The organism is Roseivivax halodurans JCM 10272, assembly GCF_000521785.1.
Taxonomy (GTDB): Bacteria; Pseudomonadota; Alphaproteobacteria; order Rhodobacterales; family Rhodobacteraceae; genus Roseivivax; species Roseivivax halodurans.
This window is the reverse complement of sequence record NZ_JALZ01000005.1, coordinates 137,459-156,642: the sequence shown is the minus strand read 5'-3', so window position 1 is coordinate 156,642 and position 19,184 is coordinate 137,459. Positions and strand designations below refer to the sequence as shown.

Below are 19,184 nucleotides of genomic sequence, written 5' to 3'. Positions count from 1 at the left end.
GACGCCCCCTGCCCTACTTGTCCATCTTCGAGAGCTTGGCCTGAAGCGTCGCGAGCTGCTTGCGGATGTCCTCGAGGCTCTCCTCTTCCTCGCCTTCCGCCTGCGGGCCGCTCGGCCAGCCGGGTTTGGCGCCGCCGGTCATTGCCTTGAGGAACGCTTCCTGCTGAGCCTGCATCGCCTCGAAGCCCGGCATCTTGGTGATCGGGTTCATGGAGTTCATGTTCTCGACCCACTTCTCCTGGCCCTGACGGAAGGCGTCGAAGGAGGCGGCGAGGAATTGCGGGACCATGGAGGTCGCCTGCGTGGTATAACTGCGGACGAGGTCCGTCAGCACGTTGATCGGCAGGACGCTCTCGCCGCGGCTCTCGTGCTCGGCCACGATCTGGAGGAGATATTGCCGCGTGAGATCGTCGCCGGATTTGAGGTCGATGATCTTCACGTCGCGCCCATCCCGGATGAAGCCCGCGATATCCTCGAGCGTCACGTAATCGCTGGTCTCCGTGTTGTAGAGACGACGGCTGGCGTAACGCTTGATCAGAAGCGGGTTTTCTTGATCGGACAAGGCGGGCTCCCCTCGGATTGCGCAGGTGCAGCAAACTCTAGGCCGAGGCTTGCCGCGGGAGCAAGCCTCCTGATGCCGTGAGGACAGAACGAAAAACGGCAGGCCCCGGATCCGGAGCCTGCCGTGAGTATCTTCTGCGCCCCGTCGGGGGCGGCGCGATTTACGCTGCGTTCGAGGCTGCGGTGGACGCGGCGCTCTTGGCGTTGGCTGCGCTCTTCTTGGCGGTGTTGGCCGCTTTTTCCTGCGCGGTCTTGCCGAAGCTCGACATCACGTCGACGGTCGCGGTCGAGGTCGACTGAGCGATCTCGGCAAAGCGCTGCATCATCTGCACGGTCGCTTCGGTCTGCTTCTGGCCGAAGTCTGCCATGGACTGGGCATAAGCCTGCGGCTCTGCCTTCGCCTTGGTCAGCTCGCTCATGCGCTCGAGCGTCTTGCGGGTGAAGTCGGCGCTGAGGTCGGTGCTCTGGCCGGCAGCGTCCACGGCGATGCTCGCGAGCTTCTCGTTGAGCTCGGCGCCACGCTTGAAGCCGTCTTCGAAGCTCTCGGCGTTCACGGGAAATGCGTTCATCATGTCGCGCATCATGGTGTCGAAGTTCTGGTTCTGCTGAGTGGCCATGTCGGCGCCTCCTCTCGGTGTCTCGTGTCTCGGGGCGGGCGGTGGGGATGCCTTCCCGCCTGCTGTGATCTCTATGTGGGAACTGACGTCGGGTCTTCAAGAGGTTTTTGCTGCATTGCAGCATTTTTTCTCGGCATGGTTTTCAGAGGCTTACAGCGACAATTCGCCGATTTCCCCGAAGTCGTTGCGGCACCTGCATAATAGCGGTTCGGACACAAAAATGGCGGGCTTTGACAGCCCGCCAGAGGGTCGCGTCACGGATGGGAGGAGGAGTGACGCGAGTTCGAAACTCTTACTTGGAGCCGGTGGACGTCGCCTTCTTGGCGTTGGCGGTCATGTCCTCGGTGGCCTTCTTCATGGCAGCGGACGCGTCCTCGGACATGTCCTTGCCGGCGGCCATCATCAGCTCGACCGTGTCCATCTGGACCTTCTTCGCGATCTCGGCAAAGGCGGCCATGTGCTCGGCGGTCATCTCGGCCTGCGCGGTGGCGAAGTCGCTCATCGCCTTGGCGTAGTCGGCGGGCTCGCTCTTGGCCTTCGACATCTCGGACATCTTCTCGAGCGTGTCCTTGGTCCACTTGGCCGACAGCTCGGTCGACTTCTCGGCCGCCTCGAGCGCCACGCCCGAGAGCTTCTCGTTCAGCGTCGCGGTGGTCTTGAAGGCGTCTTCCATCGCGGCGGTGTCCACCGGGAAGGCACCCATCATGTCTTTCATCATCGTCTGGAAGTCTTGGGTCTTGGCGGCCATTGCATTCACCTCTGTCAGCTACCTGGGGGCGCGGGCCGACCCCGCGTCGCTTAAATTGCTGACACGAATATGAACGCTGCACTGCAGCATTTCAAGAATTTTTGCTGCAGCGCAGAAAGTTTCCGCTAAGTCAATGTTCTGCCTGACGCGCTTTGACCTTCACGTAGGTTCCGGGCGCCGGGCAGAGCGGCGGATGGTCCGAATCACCCGGCGTGCGCGGCTCCACCCATTTGCCCGAGCGCTTCGAGATCCAGCTCTCCCAGACCGGCCACCAGGACCCTTCGTGATACTTGGCACCGTCCTTCCACTCCTCGGCGGTGCCCGTAAGATCGTCGTTGATGTAATGGCCGTACTTCTTCTTCGACGGCGGGTTCACGATGCCGGCGATGTGCCCCGATTCCGACAGGATGAAGGTCCGGTTGCGCGAGCCGGTCTTTGACATGCCGCGGTAGCAATCCTTCCACGCGGCGATGTGGTCGGTCTCGCAGGTGATGGCGCAGATCGGCAGGTCGACGTCCTTGATGTGGACGATCTCGCCGAGGATCTCCATTCCCTCATCGCAGAAGGCGTTGTCCTGACAGAGGCGGCGCAGGTACTGCACCGCCATCGCTCCGGGAAGGTTCGATCCGTCGCCGTTCCAGTAAAGCAGATCGAAGGCGGGCGGCGTCTCGCCCATCATGTAGGATTTGATCGCGGGCCCGTAGACCAGATCGTTCGACCGCAGGAACGACATGGTGCGCGAGAGGATGAACGACCGCAGCACGCCTTCGCGGTTCACCTCCTGCTCGATCCCGTCGATGAAATCGTCCTGCAGGAACGGCGTGAACTCCCCCTGCTCGCTGAAATCGGTGAGCGTGGTGAAGAAGGTCGCGGATTTCAGCGACTTGTCGCCCCGCTTCTTCATGAGCGACAGGGTCAGGGACAGCGTCGTGCCGGCGATGCAATAGCCGATCGCGTTGATGCGGTCCTGCTTGGTGATCTCCTTGACCTGCTCGATCGCGGCCAGGAATCCGTCCTCGATATAGTCGTCCAGCGTGACGTCCCGGTACTCCTCGTCGGGGTTCACCCAGCTGACCACGAAGAGCGTGTAGCCCTGTTCGACCACCCATCGGATGAAGCTGTTCTTCTCCTTCAGGTCGAGGATGTAGAACTTGTTGATCCAGGGCGGGAAGAGGACGATCGGCGTCTCCTTCACCTTGTCGGTGGTCGGCGCGTACTGGATCAGCTCCATCATGCGATTGCGGTAGACCACCTCGCCGTCGGCGGTCGCGATGTTCTCGCCGATCTTGAAGGCCTCCTCGTCGGCAAGCCGCACCACCAGCTCGCCGTCATTGGCCTCGAGATCGGCAATCAGGTTCTCGAGCCCCTTCACGAGGCTCTCGCCCTCGGTCTCGAGCGCCTTCTCGAGCGCGTCGGGGTTTGTCTGCAGGAAGTTCGTCGGCGCCATCATGTCGACGATCTGCCGCGCGAAGTAGTTCAGCCGCCGCTTTTCCTTCGGATCCATGTCCTCGATGTCGGCGACGGCCTGCTGGAGCGCCTCGGAGTTGATGAGGTACTGCCGCTTGATGAAGTTGAAATAGGGGTGGCTCTCCCAGAGCGGATTCTGGAAGCGCTTGTCGGAGGGGCCGGGATCCTCGGGCGCCTGCAGCTTGCCCGAGGCCAGCGCCTGCTGCGCCTCGAGATAATGCTTCACCGACTTGCCCCAGTATTCGATCTGGTGCTCCATGACCTTGGCTGGGTTCTGCAACCATTCCTGCCAATAGGCGGTCACGGCCTGCGCATAGAGCTTCTGGTCGGGGCCCGAAAGTGCCGGATTCACCGTCTTTTTCTGCGTCATGGCAGAGATCAGGCGCTGCGAAAGTTCCTCGACCTTGGCCAGATTTTCGTTAAGGCGCACGACATTCGGTTCCCGTGCGGCGTTCGTCTCAGTTGTCATCCGGCGTATTCCCCCCTAGATTCTCCGCGGTGCAGCATTATTCGCCGAGCGCATGCAGCGTGACGCGGGGACACTCATGCGCACCCCGCTTCGGCGAAAGGAGACGCAGATCATGCGCTACATGATGACCTACGACCCGATGGAGGCCATGCGGAACACGAGCCAGTGGCTCGGGGCCACGGCCCGCACGTTCGCCTCCTACCCTTACATGGCCGCGCTGCCCAACCCCGCGATCAGCTGGATGGCAGCCTGGGGCGAGGTCACGGAGCGCAGCTTCGAGCGGATGGTCGCGAAACCCGACTGGGGTATCGATTCGATGACCTGCGACGACGGGCGCGACCATCTCGTCCATGTCCGGACCGAAGTGGAGAAGCCTTTCGGCAATCTGCTTCACTTCGAAGTCACGGGGCGCGAGACGCAGCCGCGCAAGATCCTTCTCGTGGCGCCCATGTCCGGCCATTACGCGACGCTCCTCCGCTCGACCGTCAAATCACTCTTAACCAACTGCGAAGTCTATGTCACCGACTGGCACAACGCGAGGGACATCCCGGTTTCCGCGGGCAAGTTCGACGTCGAGGACTACACCCTCTATCTAGCGGACTTCATGCGCCACCTCGGTCCCGACACGCATGTCATCGCGGTCTGCCAGCCGGCACCGCTGACGCTGGCGGCCACAGCCTATCTCGCCGAGGAAGATCCCGATGCGCAGCCCCGTTCGCTGACGCTGATCGGCGGGCCGATCGATCCCGACGCGACGCCGACCGACGTCACCGATTTCGGTCATCGGGTGACCATGGGCCAGCTCGAGGAGACGATGTGCCAGCGCGTCGGCTTCAAGTATGCGGGCGTCGGGCGACGCGTCTATCCCGGGCTGCTGCAGCTGTCCTCCTTCGTGTCGATGAACATGGACCGGCATTCGAACGCCTTCCAGGAGCAGATCATGCGGGTCGCGCGCGGCGAGGCCTCGGATCACGATGCCCACAACCGCTTCTACGACGAATACCTCGCCGTGATGGACATGCCGGCGGAATTCTATCTCTCGACGGTCGAGCGCATCTTCAAGGAACGCGAGATCGCCAAGAACGAATTCACCGTCGAGGGCAAACCCGTGGATATCGGCAAGATCACCACGGTCGCGGTGAAGACGGTCGAGGGCGCGAACGACGACATCTCCGCGCCCGGTCAGTGCGTTGCGGCGCTCGACCTGCTCACCGGCCTGCCCCCCGAGAAAAAGGCGAGCCATCTCGAGCCGGGTGCCGGCCATTACGGCATCTTCGCCGGCCGGTCGTGGCGTCAGAACATCCGCCCGCTCGTGCTCGACTTCATCGACCAGAACTCGTCCGCTCCGGCGGCGGCTCCCGAACTCTCGGTCGTGAACTGACCCGAAAAGCCTGCTGCTGTCTGGATGAGGGGCGCCCAACGGGCGCCCCTTTTCGTTCCGCTTATTCTGCGGCGGCGTAGACCATGTCGATCATCGCCTGCGTGCCCCGCGAGAATTCTAGCGGGCAGGCGTAGGGTTTGCCCTCGCGCAGGCTCGCATTGAACGCCTCGACCTGAGCGACGTACTGATTGACACCCGGGAAGCGCTCGCTGGTGACCACCTGTTTTCCGTCCTGAACGATGACCTCGGCCATGCCGTAGACGCCCGCGTTGAAGGGCGCGCTTAGTTTCAGGATACCGTCCGTCCCGTGGAACACGACTTCCTGGAACGGCGCCATGCGCGTCGATGTGTAGCCCTGGTAGGTGAAGGACGGAAAGCGCGCCATGACGTGGGCGCGCGTGTCGACGCCGTTCTCCCAGGTAATGTCCGCGCGCAGGATCTCGGCCGGCTCCTCTCCGGTGACGAAGCGTGCCGAGCCGTAGATGTAGACCCCGATGTCGGGAATGCTGCCGCCGCCGGTCTCGGCCTTGTTGCGGATGTTGGTCATGTCGGGATTGTTGAAGCTGAACATCGCCGTGACCGAGACGAGATCGCCGATCGCGCGCTCCTCGTAGAGCTGCTTCGCCCGCTGCCATTGCGGGTGGTGCACGATCATGTAGGCCTCGGCCGCGAGCAGCCCGGTCCGGTCGCGGGCCGCGATGACCTTGTCGAAGCTCTCGACATTCATCGCGAGCGGCTTCTCGCAGAGCACCGGTTTGCCCGACTCGAGCGCGCGGATCGCCCAGTCGACATGCATGTGGTTCGGCAGAGGGATGTAGATCGCATCGATCTCGGGATCGGCCACAAGCGCTTCGTAATCCTCGTGGACCCGCAACCCGGGAGCGAACTCCGCGAAGGGCCGCGCCTTATCCGCCGAGGAGGTGGCGATCGCCACCAGAGTGCCGCCCCGCGCCGCGTGAATCGCGGGACCCATGTGAGTACGGGCAAAATTCGCGGCACCGAGAATGCCCCATCGAACCGGATCTGTCATGTCTGCGCTCCTTATTTTCGTCTTCGCGGCATCCTCCGGCGCAGGGCGAGAATGCGCAAACGGAAACGCCGGACCCGAAGGGGCCCGGCGTTCTGTCCTTGTCGAAGTGGAACTCAGGCTGAGGCCATCATCCCCTGCTCCTTGGCAAGCTCGGTCATGCGCTTCTGGAGCTTCTCGAAGGCACGCACCTCGATTTGGCGGATACGCTCGCGGCTGACGTCGTATTCGCCCGACAGGTCCTCGAGCGTCATCGGCTGCTCGGAGAGACGCCGCTTTGTGAGGATGTCGCGCTCGCGGCCATTGAGCACATCCATCGCGTCGGCGAGAAGCGCGCGGCGCTGCTCCAACTCGTCCTTGGCCTCGTAATCGTCGGCCTGGTTGGCGTCTTCGTCCTCGAGCCAGTCCTGCCACTGCATCGAGCCCTCGCCCTCCTGCCCGACCTGGGCGTTGAGCGAGGCGTCCGAGCCCGACAGGCGCCGGTTCATCGAGATCACCTCGTCCTCGGTCACGCCGAGGTCCGTCGCGATCTTCTGCACGTGTTCGGGCCGCAGATCGCCGTCCTCCAGCGCGCCGATGCGGCTCTTGGCCTTGCGGAGATTGAAGAACAGCTTCTTCTGCGCCGAGGTCGTGCCGAGTTTCACGAGGCTCCAGGAGCGAAGGATGTATTCCTGGATCGAGGCGCGAATCCACCACATCGCGTATGTCGCAAGACGGAAGCCCTTCTCGGGATCGAAACGCTTCACCGCCTGCATGAGGCCCACATTGGCTTCGGAGATGACCTCTGCCTGCGGCAGCCCGTAGCCGCGATATCCCATCGCGATCTTCGCCGCGAGGCGCAGATGCGAGGTGACAAGCCGGTGCGCGGACTGGGTGTCCTGGTCCTCGACCCAACGCTTGGCGAGCATGTATTCCTCTTCCGGCTCCAAAAGCGGGAACTTCCGGATCTCGGAGAGGTACTTGCTCAGCCCGGCTTCCGGGGACGGCGCCGGGAGGTTGCCGTAATTGCTCATGACCATCCCTCCAGATGTTTATGGGCTTAACATACCTTTTGACGGTATGTGGGGAGGCGCCCGAGGGGTTTCAAGCGAGACTGCTCTCGACTCGTTTTCAAATCTATAACGCCGTCGGTGCCCGAGGTGATCCCGGATGTCAGTGCGCTCAAGCACTCGTGCTGTGTGTTTCGAGCCCACCTGTTCGCAGAAGCGTGATCAGCTCGGCCATGTCCTGCGGAAGCTCGGCCTCGAACCGCATCGTTTCGCCGGTGACGGGGTGTTCGAAACCGAGCGAGGCGGCATGGAGCGCCTGTCTGGGAAACGCTCTCAGCGCCGCGGCGGCGGGGCTGGGCAGAGCCTTCTGCGGCACCTTGCGGTTGGTGCCGTAGACCGGGTCACCCACGAGGGCGTGCCCCGCATGGGTCAGATGTACGCGGATCTGGTGCGTGCGCCCGGTCTCGAGCCGGCACTCGATGAGCGCCACGGCGGGCGGCGCACCGAAGCTCTCGATCACCTGCGCCCGCGTCACCGCGCGGCGTCCGGTGCCGAAATAGACCGCCTGCCGCTGCCGGTCGGTGCGGTGGCGCCCGATGCCGCTCGTGACCTTCACGACCGCGCCCGGCTCGATCGACACGCCGCGGGTGCCGCGCAAGCGCGGATCGCCGGTATCAGGAACGCCGTGGCAGAGCGCGAGGTAGCGCCGCTCGACCGTATGCGCCTCGAACTGCTCGGCGAGCCCGTGATGCGCGCGGTCGGTTTTCGCCACTACCAGAAGCCCGCTCGTATCCTTGTCGATCCGGTGCACGATGCCGGGCCGCTTCTCGCCGCCGATGCCCGAAAGGTCTTCCCCGAAATGGTGCAGGAGCGCGTTCACTAGCGTCCCCGACGGACTGCCCGGCGCGGGATGCACCACCATGCCCGCGGGTTTCATCACGACGCAGAGGTCGTCGTCCTCGTGCAGGATCCGCAGCGGGATGTCCTCCGGCGCGGTCTCGACCTCGGCGGCCTCGGGGACGGCGATCTCGATCTCGTCGCCCTCCGCGACAGCCCCTTTGGCATCGGTCAGCGCCGCCCCCGCCCGCGTCACCGCCCCGTCCGCGATGAGCCGCGCGAGTCGCGTGCGCGACAGGCCGGCCTCCTCTGGCACATCGCGGGCCAGCGCCTTATCAAGGCGGGCGGGCGGCGCCGCCTGAATCGTGACGCGGAAGGTGCGGGTGGACATGGACGAAACTCCAAAAGAGCCCGGCGCCCCAGATCTGCGGTTCATCAAGGCGCTGGTGACGGTGCTGACGATCGTGATGATCGGCGGGGTTCTAACGGTGGCGGCCGCGCTTGTCATCCGCCTGCGCGCGCCCTCGATGCCGCTCCCCGCGGAGATTTCCCTGCCGGGCGGCGCCCGCGCCACGGCACTGACGCAGGGCGAGGAATGGTACGCCGTCGTGACGGATGCCGACGAGATCCTGATCTTCGACCGCCTGACCGGCGAGATCCGCCAGCGCGTGGCGATCGAGACCGCGCCGTGATCTTCTTCTTGACGTAAATATCCCGGGGAGACGCGCGGAACGCGCGGCGGCGCGGAGCCCCTGCCCGGTCGGGTTTCCGTCTGAAGGAATGGTACCGCCTCCCCGGCTCGAACGGGGGACCTCTAGATCCACAATCTAGCGCTCTAACCTACTGAGCTAAGGCGGCACTGGAGCGGGCATTTAGCGCCTCATCGAAAGTGATGCAACCCCGCTTGCGGCGATCTCGCGCCGCGTCAGAGCGCGATTTCCCAGTGCAGCTCGACAAGGTCCTGCCCGAAGCTGTGCACCGGGCGCGAGGAAACGCAGCTCCAGCCGGTGCGGGCATAAAGCGCGCAGGCCGCGCGGTGGCTCTCGTGGGTCCAGAGCACCATCCGGGTATAACCCCGCTCCCGCGCCCAGCCCATGCAGGTCTGCAGCAGGTGCCGGCCGAGCCCCTGCCCGCGCGCCTCCGGCATCAGCAGGAAGAGCCGCAGCTTCGCGGCGCCCTCCCCGGCGTTCACGCAGAAGATGCAGCCGAGCCGGGTGCCGTCCGCCTCGGCGATCCAGCCGCGTTCGCAGCCTGGGTCGTGCGACGCGAGAAAGTCGTCGACGATCCGGCGCACGAGACGGGCGAAGCTCGCATCGAACCCCTCTTCGGCCGCGTAATGCGTGCCGTGAGCCTCGACCAGCCAGTCGGCGTCGGCGGGTCCGAATTCTCTCAAACGGACGTCCATGAGGGTATCAGAGACATGCCGCGGCTTGATTTTCAACGCCCCAGCGCGTATTTCGCTGCACCTTGAATTCAGCAGACATGCCCGGCGCGCGCCGCCGGACGGAGGACCCGATGGGCATCAACGACGAACGCGACATGGAAGCCAACCTGCAGATCGGGCCGACCGATCAGGGGATGGTGCGGCTCTACATCAGTGCCGACGGGGTCGAGGTCCCGATGGATTTCTCTCCCGACGAGGCGCGCGAGATCGCCGAGGAACTCACCGGCGCCGCCGAGGCCGCGGCCAGGGTCAAACCGAAGTCCAAACGCTGATCGCCTCGGGATCGCGCGCGGCCTGCAGGCGGCGCGCGGCGTGGAAGGCGAACTTGCGGATCAGCGCATTGCGCCGGGCGCCGGCGAGCTTGTGCTCGGGCGCCATGCGCAGCACCTCGGCGTCGTAGGCGTCCGCGACGATGAGGCCTGTCCCGTCCGGCAGCAGGTCGGTCGGGAAGGCCTCATCCACCGCCCAGAAATACCGGTCGCACCAGTCGAGATACCCCTCCCACTTGCCGTCGGACATGAAGTCGGCCCGGCTCGACTTGCATTCCACCACCCAGATCTCGCCCTTGGGGCCGAGCGCCATCACGTCGACGCGCTTGCCCCGCTCGGGCACGAATTCCTCGACGCAGGCAAAGCCGAGCGCGCCCGAAAGGTGGCGGCAGACACCGCGGGCGAGAAGCTGACCGGGCATGAGAATCGGGTCGGGATCGAAAGGCATGAAGCGAATTTAGGAACAATGGGCGAACATGCGCAAGACCCTCGCGCGGGTGTGTGCTGACTTTGCCGGGGCGCCGTTCGTACATAGTTTAAGGAGCCGAGTGGTGGGAGTGTAAGATGTCAGAGCAGCGAATGAGCCGGGCCGAGGCGCGCGGGGTGCGGTATTCGCGCGAACTCGAAGGTCATGTCGGCTGGCTCGAGACCTTCTCGGGCACCGCGCTCGGCGTCCTGTCGGTGGCCTCCGGCATCTACACCTATCTCGGCGTCTCGTCCTTGCTCGAGGACAACGGCGCGATGACGGTCTTCGCCGCCATCGCCTATGCGACGGCGGTGTCGGTCGGGATCTTCGTTTTCTGGTCATACATGCTGCGGCTCTTTCCCGCTGTGCGGTCCTCGGGCGCGCGGGCCGGGCTCTTTGCGGCGATGGGCGTGGGCTCGCTCGCCATCGTCGCGATGTCGTCGTGGCTGAACGCCGCGGCGCTCGCCGGATCGGCGGCGGTGGAGCAGCACCTCGCTGTGACCGTGCAGGATTACCAGACGAGCCTCGAACGCGCGCACGAGGTGGCGCTGTCGGGTCAGGCGCTCGAGCGTGACGTCGCGCGGGTACGGCAATCGTTCCAGGACCTCTCGGAGCAGGAAGCAGCGGGATCGCTGTCGGGTCTCGCCGGGCGGGGTGCGGTCTTTCGCGTCCTCACTCAGAAATCCGAGGAGCTCGCCGCGCTCGAAGACCAGATTGCGAGCCAGACGCCGCTCGTCGAGCAGGCCTTCTCGGAGGGCAACGCGATCCTCAGCCGGATGCGCGCACTGACAGTCGAGCAGGGGCCGGTCGAGGCGCGGTCGGTCGAGTTTTCCGAAGCGGCGGTGCAGCTACAGGGGCTGATCACCCGGCTGCGGCAGCTCTCGGTCGCCTCGCTGGTGGAGCGGGCGGCGCAGGATCTCTCGGCCTCGGTGGTGCTGCCCGAGCTCGACGGCGCGACCGAGGAGGGCCGCGGCAGCCAGCAGGCGGCGATCACCTCGGTGCTCGACGTGCTCGCGAGCCGGGCCCAGACGCTCGAGCGCGCGGCGCAGAACGTGCAGGACATGGCGCCCGCCGAGGAGGTGACCTACACGCCGGTCTCCTCGGCGGATGCGGTAATCCTCTACGCCCGCAACTTCGTGCCATCCTGGGCCGGGGCGATCGCGATTGACCTCCTGCCCGCCGTGCTCGTCTTCATCCTCGCCATCACGCAGGCCGCGATCCGCACGGGTCGCGAGGGCGCTGGCGTCGAGGACACGCTCACGCTGGCAGAGCTGCGCGCGGCGCTCCAAGCAGTGCGCGACGTCGAGGGCGCGGTCCACGACCTTGACCACCGGCACGCTCCGCCCGCGCCACCCGAAGAGGCGCCGGATGCGCCCGACGCCACCCAGGACGAGCGCCCGGTTTCCGGCGTCGCGCCGTTCAAGGGGCGCACGTGAGCGGCGGCACCTCGATCGGACGGGTGCTGAAGGGTGTCCTCGCGTTCCAGGTCGGGATCGGCGCGCTCCTCGTGATCGGCGACATGGATATCGGCCAGGGCGGTCTGTCGATGCCCGGCTTCGGGCCGTCGGCGCCGGAACTGACCGAGCCCGTGCGCCCCGGCGACCAGCGGCGCACCTTCGATCCCTCGCGCTCCCGTCCGGCGACCGAACCCGCGCGCGATCCGGGCGATCTGCCCGGGCGGCTGACGCTCACGCAGGTCGAGGGCGCGCGCTGGCGGCTCGAGGGCGGCATCGCCGAGGGCGACGCGGACCGGATCATCGCGCGCCTCGCGGAGGTGCAGCCCGCCCCCGAGACGCTGGTGCTGCAATCTCCGGGAGGTGCGGTGCAGGAGGCGCTGCGGCTCGGCCGGCATCTGCGGCGCGAGGGGATCGGGACCGAGATGCTGGCGGGCGAATACTGCTTCTCGGCTTGTCCCTACCTGCTCGCTGGCGGGGCGAGCCGCACGGTCGATGCTGAGGCCAGCGTCGGTGTGCACCAGCATTACTTCGGCGAGAACACCCTCTTTCCCGCGCGCTTCGCCGTCGAAGACATCCAGCGCGGTCAGGCCGAGGTGATGACCTATCTCGAGGACATGGGGATCGACCCACTGGTCATGACCCACGCCCTCGCGACGCCGCCGGACGAGATCTACGTGCTCCTGCCCGAGGAGCTTGAGCGTTACGGTTTCACCTCTCCCGAGTGACTCCGCGGCGGGTGCTCCCACCGATCGGGCTGTCGCGGGCGACTTCGTGCTGATCGCCGATCTTCGCATCTGTCACGAAATGCGCGCAAATCGCAGCGCCGCGCCCTTGTCACGCCGCCGCGCCGTTCCTAATTCGATTGGCAGGCGGTCTACCCTTCTCGTGACACGGTTGCATTCCGGTGGCCTTAAGCAATTCCGAGGGAGTTGGCTCTGCTCAGGCCCTGGTCTGAGTACTTCCGGCGCCCACCTGTATATACAGGTCCTCGGGAATGAGATAACCACACGGTTGTGGTGGTCCCGCCGCCCATCCCCCTTCGACGTCATGCCTCTGGCCTTCGGGCCACCGGTGCCTTATCTGGCCCGGGCAGATCCGAGGGAGCCGCATGACCGACTTCGAAACACCCGGCCCGGTCGAGACCGACTGGAGCGACGCCATCTCGAGCGTGGACGAGATCCTCGAGGATGCGCGCAACGGACACATGGTGATCCTCGTCGACCACGAGGACCGCGAGAACGAGGGCGACCTCGTGATCCCGGCGCAATACGCGACCCCCGACGTCATCAATTTCATGGCGACGCATGGACGCGGCCTCATCTGCCTCGCCATGACCAGCGACCGGATCGAGGAGCTCGGGCTGAGCCTCATGTCCTCAAACAATTCCTCGCGACACGAGACCGCGTTCACCGTGTCGATCGAGGCGCGCGAGGGCGTGACCACCGGCATCTCGGCCGCCGACCGGGCGCGCACGATCCAGGTGGCGATCGATTCCTCGAAGGGCGCGGCCGACATCGCCACTCCGGGCCACGTCTTTCCGTTGCGCGCCAAGGACGGCGGCACGCTCGTGCGCGCCGGCCACACCGAGGCGGCGGTCGACATCGCCCGCCTCGCGGGGCTCAACGCCGCCGGCGTGATCTGCGAGATCATGAACGAGGACGGCACGATGGCGCGCCTGCCCGAGCTCATCGCCTTCGCGCAGCGCCACGGGCTCAAGATCGGCACGATCTCGGACCTGATCGGCTACCGCCGGCGCAACGACAACCTCGTCTCGGTTCAGAAGCACGAGGTGATCGCGTCCGAATTCGGCGGCGAATGGGACATGCGGATCTACACCGACACCACCCATGGCGACGAGCATATCGTCCTCTCCAAGGGCGATCTCTCGGGCGACGAGCCGGTACTGGTGCGGATGCACGCGATGGACCCGATGCTCGACATCGTCGGGTCGGGCCCCAAGGGGCGCGCCGACGAGTTCCGCGACGCGATGCGCGCCGTGGCGGACGAGGGCCGCGGCGCCGTCGTGCTGCTGCGCGACACCGCAATGAAGCTCGACGTGCCGGACAGCGTCACCCCCAAGACGCTGCGGCAATACGGGCTCGGCGCGCAAATCCTCTCCTCGCTCGGGCTCTCGAAGCTCACCCTCCTGACCAATTCGCCGACGCCAAAGGTTGTGGGCCTCGAGGCCTACGGCCTCGAGATCGTCGGCACCCGCAAGATATCGGAGCTTGGCTGATGGCCTCGACGGATCACTACGAGATGCCCCGCGCGACCTTCGACGAGGGGCCGAAGCTCCTCATCGTCGTCGCGCCCTTCTACCGCGCCATCGCCGACGACCTGATCGCCGGCGCGCGCGCCGAGATCGAGGCGGTGGGCGGCACCCACGAGACGATCGAGGTGCCGGGCGCGCTCGAAATCCCGACCGCGATCGGCATCGCCGGCCGGATGAAGGATTTTGACGGCTACGTCGCGCTCGGCTGCGTGATCCGCGGCGAGACCACGCATTACGAGACCGTCTGCAACGACAGCTCGCGCGGGATCACGCTGCTCGGGCTGCAGGGGCTCTGCATCGGCAACGGCATCCTGACGGTTGAGACCATGGAGCAGGCGCAGGTCCGCGCCGATCCCGCCGGTCAGAACAAGGGCGCCGGCGCGGCGGCCGCGGCCTTGCATCTGATCGCGCTCGGGCGCACATGGGGGTCTTCGCGCAAGGGCATCGGATTCGCGACCATGCGCGACGACGCTGCCTCTTCCTGACCTTCGCCAAGGACCACGACCCCTCATGAGCCCCGATCCCGCCTCCGACGCCGCCCGGCTTGATCCGCGTCAGATGAAGAAGCTGCGCCGCTCGGCGGCACGGCTGCATGCGGTCCAGGCCCTGTTCCAAATGGAGCATTCCTCGCTCTCCGCGGACCAGGTGCGCGAGGAGTTCCTGGCCCACCGCTTCGGACTTGAGCTGATCGAGGGCGAGGAGATGATCGACGGCGACATCGACCATTTCCGCATGGTGATCGACCAGGCGGTGAACTGGCAGGCGCGCATCGACCAGATGACCGACCGTGCGCTGGTGGCGAAATGGCCGATCGATCGGATCGACCCGACCCTGCGCGCGCTCTTCCGAGCGGCGGGCGCCGAGCTCGTGGCGACCGACGCGCCCCCCAAGGTGGTGATCGTCGAGTATGTCGACATCGCCAAGGACTTCTATCCAGAAGGCCGCGAGGCCCGCTTCGTGAACGCCGTGCTCGACCACATGGCGCGCGAGGCCAAACCCGAGGCATTCTGAGCCCGGGAAGCGCCCTTGGACACGCTGGGCTTCGGCCGGCCCGGTGGCTCTAGCGCCGCGTCGCCGCGTAGAGCGCGACGGCCGCGGCGTTCGAGACGTTGAGGGAGCCGAACGCCCCGGCGGCATCGATCCTTGCGAGGATGTCGCAGGTGTCCTTGGTCTTCGGTCGGAGTCCCGGCCCCTCGGCACCGAGGACAAGACCGATCGGACGGTCCCGGATCGGCGCGACGGCCTCGTCCAGGGTCCGTTCCGCCTCGCCGTCGAGGCCAATCAGCGTGTATCCGACGTCCTGAAGCTGCGTCATGGCGCGCGAGAGGTTGGTCTCGCGCAGGTAGGGCTGCCGCTCGAGCGCGCCGCTGGCCGTCTTGGCGAGCGCACCTGTTTCGGGCGCCGAATGATGCAGCGTGCCGACCACCGCGCGGGCCCCGAAAACCTCAGCCGATCGCAGGATCGCGCCGACATTGTGCGGATCGCTGACCCTGTCGAGCAGCAGGACGCGGGCAGGCAGATCGGTCTCCGGCACGGCGATGTCCGAGAGCCTCCCCCAGTCGAGCGGATGCACGGCGAGCGCTGCGCCCTGATGCACGGACCCCGGATCGAGCGGTGCAGCGAACTTCCGAGGGTCGGAAACTTCGGGCGCAATGCCTGCCGCGGCGATGGCATCCGCAAGCTTCGCCTCGGCGTTCGGCGTGACGATCAGGCGCAGCTTCTCGCGGCGGGGATTGAGCAGCGCGTCGCGGACCGCATGCAGGCCGAAGAACCAGACCTCCTCCTGTCCCCGCTGCCGCGCCGCCTGCTCCTTGCGGACCACCCAATCCGGTTTCTTCGCCATGCCGTCATCCCCTTTGAGGCTCCCTCTGACACCAGGGGCGGCGGGGCACAAGAGGCTCGGGATTTTCCTGTTGACCCTCCCCGGGGGCGCGTTTAGAGACGCCCGCACGTCGGCGCCGGGCTCATCGCCCGGAGACGCGATGGGCGACGAGCTGCAAGGTGCGGCAGCGGACTGTAAATCCGCCGGGGAGACCCACGCCTGGTTCGATTCCAGGGTCGCCCACCACTTCCTTCCATTGCATCGGCCGATCACTGGCAGCTCTTAGGAGGCCGCCCGAGCCTCTCCCTGCATCTCGCTGTGCGCTCCGACGCGGAACTGGCGCATGCCACTGATCAGGCCGCCGGCCTCCTGCGCCAGCGCGACAGTCGAGGCGCTGGTCTGTTCGAACATCGCCGCGTTCTGCTGCGTCACCTGATCGAGCTTGGTCACCGCCTCGTTGATCTTCCGCAGGCCGGCCGATTGCTCGCCGGAGCTCGCCGCGATGGCGCGGATGTCCTCGGAGATCGCCGAGACCGACGCCATGATCCGCTCGAGGAACTCGCCGGTCGCGCTGACCAGCGACACGCCGCTCTCGATCTGGGCCGAAGAGGACGTGATGAGCCCGTTGATCTCGCGCGCCGCCTGGGAGGAATTCTGCGCCAGCGCCCGCACCTCGGAGGCGACGACGGCGAAACCGCGGCCCGCCTCCCCCGCCCGCGCTGCCTCGACGCCGGCGTTGAGGGCCAGCAGGTTCGTCTGGAAGGCGATCTGGTCGATCACGCCGATGATCGTGGCGATCTTCTTGGAGAAGGATTCGATCTCGCCCATCGCGGTGATCGCATCGTGCACGACACTGCCGCTGGTTTCGACGTCGTCGCGTGTCTTGGCAACCGAATCCGCCGCGCTGCGCGCGCTTTCGGCCGAGGATTGCACGGAGTTCGTGATGTGATCGAGTTCGGACGCCGTCTGCTCGAGCGTCGCCGCCTGTGCCTCGGTGCGCCGCGAAAGATCCTGGGCCGCGGTGCTGATCTGCTCGGTGTCGCCGCGCATGGAAGAGGCGCTCTCGAAGATGCTGACGATGGCGTCGCGCAGCTTCAGTGTGGCGGCGTTGAAGGTCTCGCGCAGCGATTCGTAGCTTTCGCTGAACGGCGTGTCGATCTGGCAGGTGAGATCGCCCTCGGAAAGACGGACGAGACCTTCGCCGAGCGCCTCGACGACCTGCGCCTGATCGGCCTCCGCCTCTTCGCGGGCGGCCTCCGCCCTGCGAGCCGCGGAGCGTTCCGTGGTGACATTCTGGGCGATCAGCACGATGCCGGAGGGCTTTCCGAAAGGATCGGTCATCGGCGTGATCTGTCCCTCGAGAAGGATCGACTTTCCGGTTACGCGCATCGCGCCGTCGGCTGCGGACGAGGTCCGGACGATCTCCGAGAGGGCCGCGATCTGGGCTGACGCCCCCGGGTCGGGCTCCACCAGCGTGTCGATGGGGCGACCGATCGCCTCCTGTCGCGAGACGCCGAGCACGCGGACGGCATTGTCGTTGGCCCAGCGGACCTTGCCGTCCTTCCCGACCTCGATCCGGATGGACGAGGAATCGAGCGCGGCGATCATGGCCCCGTCGCGCACCGACTTTGTCTGGTTGCGCCATTCGAGCAAGGCGCCGATCTGCTTGCCGTCCTCGTCGAGCACGGCGTTGAGATTGACCTCGAAGAAGGAATGTCCGACCGGCAGCACGATCCGATGCGGAAGGCGCCCCGGGTCTCCGAGGATGCTGCGGTACTCCGCGAGGCCCGGATGCACCCGATCGATGCCGATTCCGACGAGATCCTCGGGCGTCCGGATCCCGGTCAGGGCTTCGAAGCCGGCGGAAACGGTGTTCAGCATCTCGACCACCGCGTCATTGGCGTAGATAAGGTCGAGCTGCTCGTTGACCATCATCATGGCAGAGCCGCTCTTTCCGAAGGCGTTGCCCTTGAACGCGGCCTCGCGGGCAAGCTCGTCGCCCCGCGCGAGTTCGTCGCGGAAGCCCTCGAGCGTGCGGGCCATCTCGCCGATCTCGTCGCCGCGGCCGGTGGCGGGAACCACGTGCGAGAAGTCCTTTGCGCGGATCGCGGACATCGCCCGGCGCACCCGGTCGATGGGGCGGGAGATCGAGCTCGAAAGAAGCGCCGAGACGAGAAGCGCGACGGCCGTGACACCAAGGCCGATCAGAACGAACGCAGTGCGCAAGGCCGTGACGCTCGAGAGTATCGAGGCCTGGCTTTCGACCGTCACAACCGCCCAGCGCGTGCCGAACGCGTCGACGGGCTCGTAGGCGGCCAGCGCCGGCTCTCCGGTGACGCCGGGGATTTCGGCGAGGCCGGCCTGCCCCGCGAGTGCCGAAGTCACCGCCACATCGTCCATCCGCCGCACGAGGATATCCACCTCGGGCGTGTCTTCGAGATCCGAGCGCAGATAGCCGTTGGGACCGACGATATAGGCCGCGGCGGAGTCGCGCAGGCCGGTCAGGTTCTGTGTGGTCGCGTTCAGATTCTCGATCGGCATCTGGAAGGCCAGCACTCCGAGAACCTGCCCGCCTCCGTCATAGACGCGCCGCGCGATGAAGGCGGCTGGCGCGTCGGCGCTCGGTCCGTAGGGCGCGAAATCGTCGAAGGCCATTCCGCCCTCCTCCGCCTCGATCGCGCCGCGGAAGGCGCGGGCGAGCCCGGTGTCCTTCCATTGCCCGGAATTGAGGTTGGTTGCGAAATCGCTTTCCTTGAAGACCGAATAGACGACGTCCCCGCCCGGCGTGATCAGGAAGACATCGTAATACCCGGACCTGTTCTGAAGGCTATCGTAGCTCTGGTGATACCGGGCGTGCACCGCGTCGTAGAGCGTCCCGGTATTGGCGCGCAGGAGCTTGTCCCGCTCGCCGACAGGATTCGGATTCGCCGTGACGAACGCTTGGGTCAATTCGGCGAGCGGATCGTCCAGCGCATCGAAGGACCGCGTGAAATCGCGGAGCGCGTCGGCCGCCATGGTGCTGTCGGCCTGGACCTCAAGCTCCCGGCCGATCGCATCGAGCAGCGACTGAACGCGCCGGCCGGTGAGATGCGAGACCGAAGCGAGCTGCGAGCGCGCGCTTTCGACGGCGGCGTGGTTGGCCCGCTGAAAGCCGACAGTCGCAGTCACCGCCACGGCGATGGCGACGAGGAGCGACATGATGATCGGCAGCTTGAACGCGAGCCGGACCCGATTGAACGCCTGCATTGTGCAATCCCCGCACATTTCTGTCCGCTTCAGGTCCTACGGCCAACGCGTTCCCAAAGGTTTAATCCGCGACGGCTCGGACGCTCGAATTTGCTCGGATTCGAAGCGTTCG

19 protein-coding genes and 2 tRNA genes are annotated in these 19,184 nt (G+C 66.0%); 9 read left to right on the top strand and 12 right to left on the bottom strand.

The genetic code is table 11. The features are described 5' to 3' along the window. Positions 1 to 13: 13 nt before the first annotated feature. The 4 genes from phaR to OCH239_RS06915 form a co-directional block, all read right to left on the bottom strand. Entirely contained in the window at positions 14 to 562 is a 549-nt protein-coding gene (phaR, locus tag OCH239_RS06930; RefSeq protein WP_037260267.1) for a polyhydroxyalkanoate synthesis repressor PhaR, read from the bottom strand. Between the two features lie 160 nt (positions 563 to 722). Then, complete coding sequence (locus OCH239_RS06925; RefSeq protein ID WP_037260266.1) at positions 723 to 1,178, bottom strand: phasin family protein; 456 nt, start codon at positions 1,176 to 1,178, stop codon at positions 723 to 725. A 292-nt stretch (positions 1,179 to 1,470) separates the two neighbouring features. Further along, a complete protein-coding gene (locus OCH239_RS06920; RefSeq protein ID WP_037260265.1) occupies positions 1,471 to 1,926 on the bottom strand; it encodes a phasin family protein in 456 nt (151 codons plus the stop codon). 130 nt (positions 1,927 to 2,056) lie between these two features. Beyond that, complete coding sequence (locus OCH239_RS06915; protein WP_037260263.1) at positions 2,057 to 3,862, bottom strand: PHA/PHB synthase family protein; 1,806 nt, start codon at positions 3,860 to 3,862, stop codon at positions 2,057 to 2,059. A 112-nt stretch (positions 3,863 to 3,974) separates the two neighbouring features. Between OCH239_RS06915 and phaZ the strand changes: the two genes are divergently transcribed. Continuing rightward, a complete protein-coding gene (gene phaZ / locus OCH239_RS06910; protein WP_037260434.1) occupies positions 3,975 to 5,243 on the top strand; it encodes a polyhydroxyalkanoate depolymerase in 1,269 nt (422 codons plus the stop codon). 61 nt (positions 5,244 to 5,304) lie between these two features. On the opposite strand, the gene OCH239_RS06905 is transcribed toward phaZ, so the two are convergent. The 3 genes from OCH239_RS06905 to OCH239_RS06895 all read right to left on the bottom strand — a co-directional run bounded on the left by OCH239_RS06905 (position 5,305) and on the right by OCH239_RS06895 (position 8,487). Then, positions 5,305 to 6,273, bottom strand: a complete 969-nt coding sequence (locus OCH239_RS06905; RefSeq protein ID WP_037260256.1) for a Gfo/Idh/MocA family protein — start codon at positions 6,271 to 6,273, stop codon at positions 5,305 to 5,307. A 113-nt stretch (positions 6,274 to 6,386) separates the two neighbouring features. Next, positions 6,387 to 7,283 carry an RNA polymerase sigma factor RpoH gene (gene rpoH, locus OCH239_RS06900; RefSeq protein ID WP_037260433.1) on the bottom strand — a complete coding sequence of 299 codons (897 nt, stop codon included), beginning with the start codon at positions 7,281 to 7,283 and terminating at the stop codon, positions 6,387 to 6,389. Between the two features lie 148 nt (positions 7,284 to 7,431). Continuing rightward, the gene (locus OCH239_RS06895) at positions 7,432 to 8,487 is read right to left on the bottom strand and encodes an RluA family pseudouridine synthase (RefSeq protein WP_037260254.1); all 1,056 of its coding nucleotides are present in this window, start codon (positions 8,485 to 8,487) and stop codon (positions 7,432 to 7,434) included. On the opposite strand from OCH239_RS06895, the gene OCH239_RS06890 reads away from it, so the two are divergent. Then, entirely contained in the window at positions 8,486 to 8,788 is a 303-nt protein-coding gene (locus tag OCH239_RS06890; protein ID WP_037260252.1) for a DUF6476 family protein, read from the top strand. The two genes, OCH239_RS06895 and OCH239_RS06890, sit on opposite strands and share 2 nt — an antisense overlap. A gap of 89 nt (positions 8,789 to 8,877) precedes the next feature. Here OCH239_RS06890 and OCH239_RS06885 read toward each other — a convergent pair. Both OCH239_RS06885 and OCH239_RS06880 read right to left on the bottom strand, forming a co-directional pair. After that, positions 8,878 to 8,954, bottom strand: a tRNA-His gene (locus OCH239_RS06885). A 67-nt stretch (positions 8,955 to 9,021) separates the two neighbouring features. Continuing rightward, positions 9,022 to 9,501: a GNAT family N-acetyltransferase gene (locus tag OCH239_RS06880; protein ID WP_037260250.1), complete on the bottom strand. Its 480-nt coding sequence runs from the start codon at positions 9,499 to 9,501 to the stop codon at positions 9,022 to 9,024. Between the two features lie 110 nt (positions 9,502 to 9,611). Between OCH239_RS06880 and OCH239_RS06875 the strand changes: the two genes are divergently transcribed. Continuing rightward, positions 9,612 to 9,812, top strand: a complete 201-nt coding sequence (locus tag OCH239_RS06875; protein WP_037260248.1) for a DUF6324 family protein — start codon at positions 9,612 to 9,614, stop codon at positions 9,810 to 9,812. Here OCH239_RS06875 and OCH239_RS06870 read toward each other — a convergent pair. Continuing rightward, complete coding sequence (locus OCH239_RS06870) at positions 9,790 to 10,257, bottom strand: MmcB family DNA repair protein (RefSeq protein WP_037260246.1); 468 nt, start codon at positions 10,255 to 10,257, stop codon at positions 9,790 to 9,792. The genes OCH239_RS06875 and OCH239_RS06870 overlap by 23 nt on opposite strands. Before the next feature lie 116 nt (positions 10,258 to 10,373). Here OCH239_RS06870 and OCH239_RS06865 point away from each other — a divergent pair, with 116 nt between their 5' ends. The 5 genes from OCH239_RS06865 to nusB all read left to right on the top strand — a co-directional run bounded on the left by OCH239_RS06865 (position 10,374) and on the right by nusB (position 15,015). Next, positions 10,374 to 11,711 carry an AAA family ATPase gene (locus OCH239_RS06865; protein WP_037260244.1) on the top strand — a complete coding sequence of 446 codons (1,338 nt, stop codon included), beginning with the start codon at positions 10,374 to 10,376 and terminating at the stop codon, positions 11,709 to 11,711. Beyond that, positions 11,708 to 12,457 (top strand): COG3904 family protein, encoded by a 750-nt coding sequence (locus OCH239_RS06860; protein WP_037260242.1) that lies wholly within the window; start codon positions 11,708 to 11,710, stop codon positions 12,455 to 12,457. The genes OCH239_RS06865 and OCH239_RS06860 overlap by 4 nt, the downstream gene beginning before the upstream one ends. 383 nt (positions 12,458 to 12,840) lie before the next feature. After that, positions 12,841 to 13,968, top strand: coding sequence for a 3,4-dihydroxy-2-butanone-4-phosphate synthase (gene ribB / locus OCH239_RS06855; RefSeq protein WP_037260240.1), 1,128 nt, complete (start codon positions 12,841 to 12,843; stop codon positions 13,966 to 13,968). Further along, complete coding sequence (locus OCH239_RS06850) at positions 13,968 to 14,489, top strand: 6,7-dimethyl-8-ribityllumazine synthase (RefSeq protein WP_037260238.1); 522 nt, start codon at positions 13,968 to 13,970, stop codon at positions 14,487 to 14,489. The genes ribB and OCH239_RS06850 overlap by 1 nt, the downstream gene beginning before the upstream one ends. Before the next feature lie 25 nt (positions 14,490 to 14,514). After that, positions 14,515 to 15,015 (top strand): transcription antitermination factor NusB, encoded by a 501-nt coding sequence (gene nusB / locus OCH239_RS06845; RefSeq protein ID WP_037260236.1) that lies wholly within the window; start codon positions 14,515 to 14,517, stop codon positions 15,013 to 15,015. 49 nt (positions 15,016 to 15,064) lie between these two features. Here nusB and OCH239_RS06840 read toward each other — a convergent pair whose 3' ends face one another. After that, a complete protein-coding gene (locus OCH239_RS06840) occupies positions 15,065 to 15,847 on the bottom strand; it encodes a TrmH family RNA methyltransferase (RefSeq protein ID WP_037260234.1) in 783 nt (260 codons plus the stop codon). A 141-nt stretch (positions 15,848 to 15,988) separates the two neighbouring features. Here OCH239_RS06840 and OCH239_RS22575 point away from each other — a divergent pair. After that, a tRNA-Tyr gene (locus tag OCH239_RS22575) sits at positions 15,989 to 16,072 on the top strand. A 36-nt stretch (positions 16,073 to 16,108) separates the two neighbouring features. On the opposite strand, the gene OCH239_RS21635 is transcribed toward OCH239_RS22575, so the two are convergent. Further along, positions 16,109 to 19,072 (bottom strand): methyl-accepting chemotaxis protein, encoded by a 2,964-nt coding sequence (locus tag OCH239_RS21635; RefSeq protein WP_051489337.1) that lies wholly within the window; start codon positions 19,070 to 19,072, stop codon positions 16,109 to 16,111. Between the last annotated feature and the right edge of the window lie 112 nt (positions 19,073 to 19,184).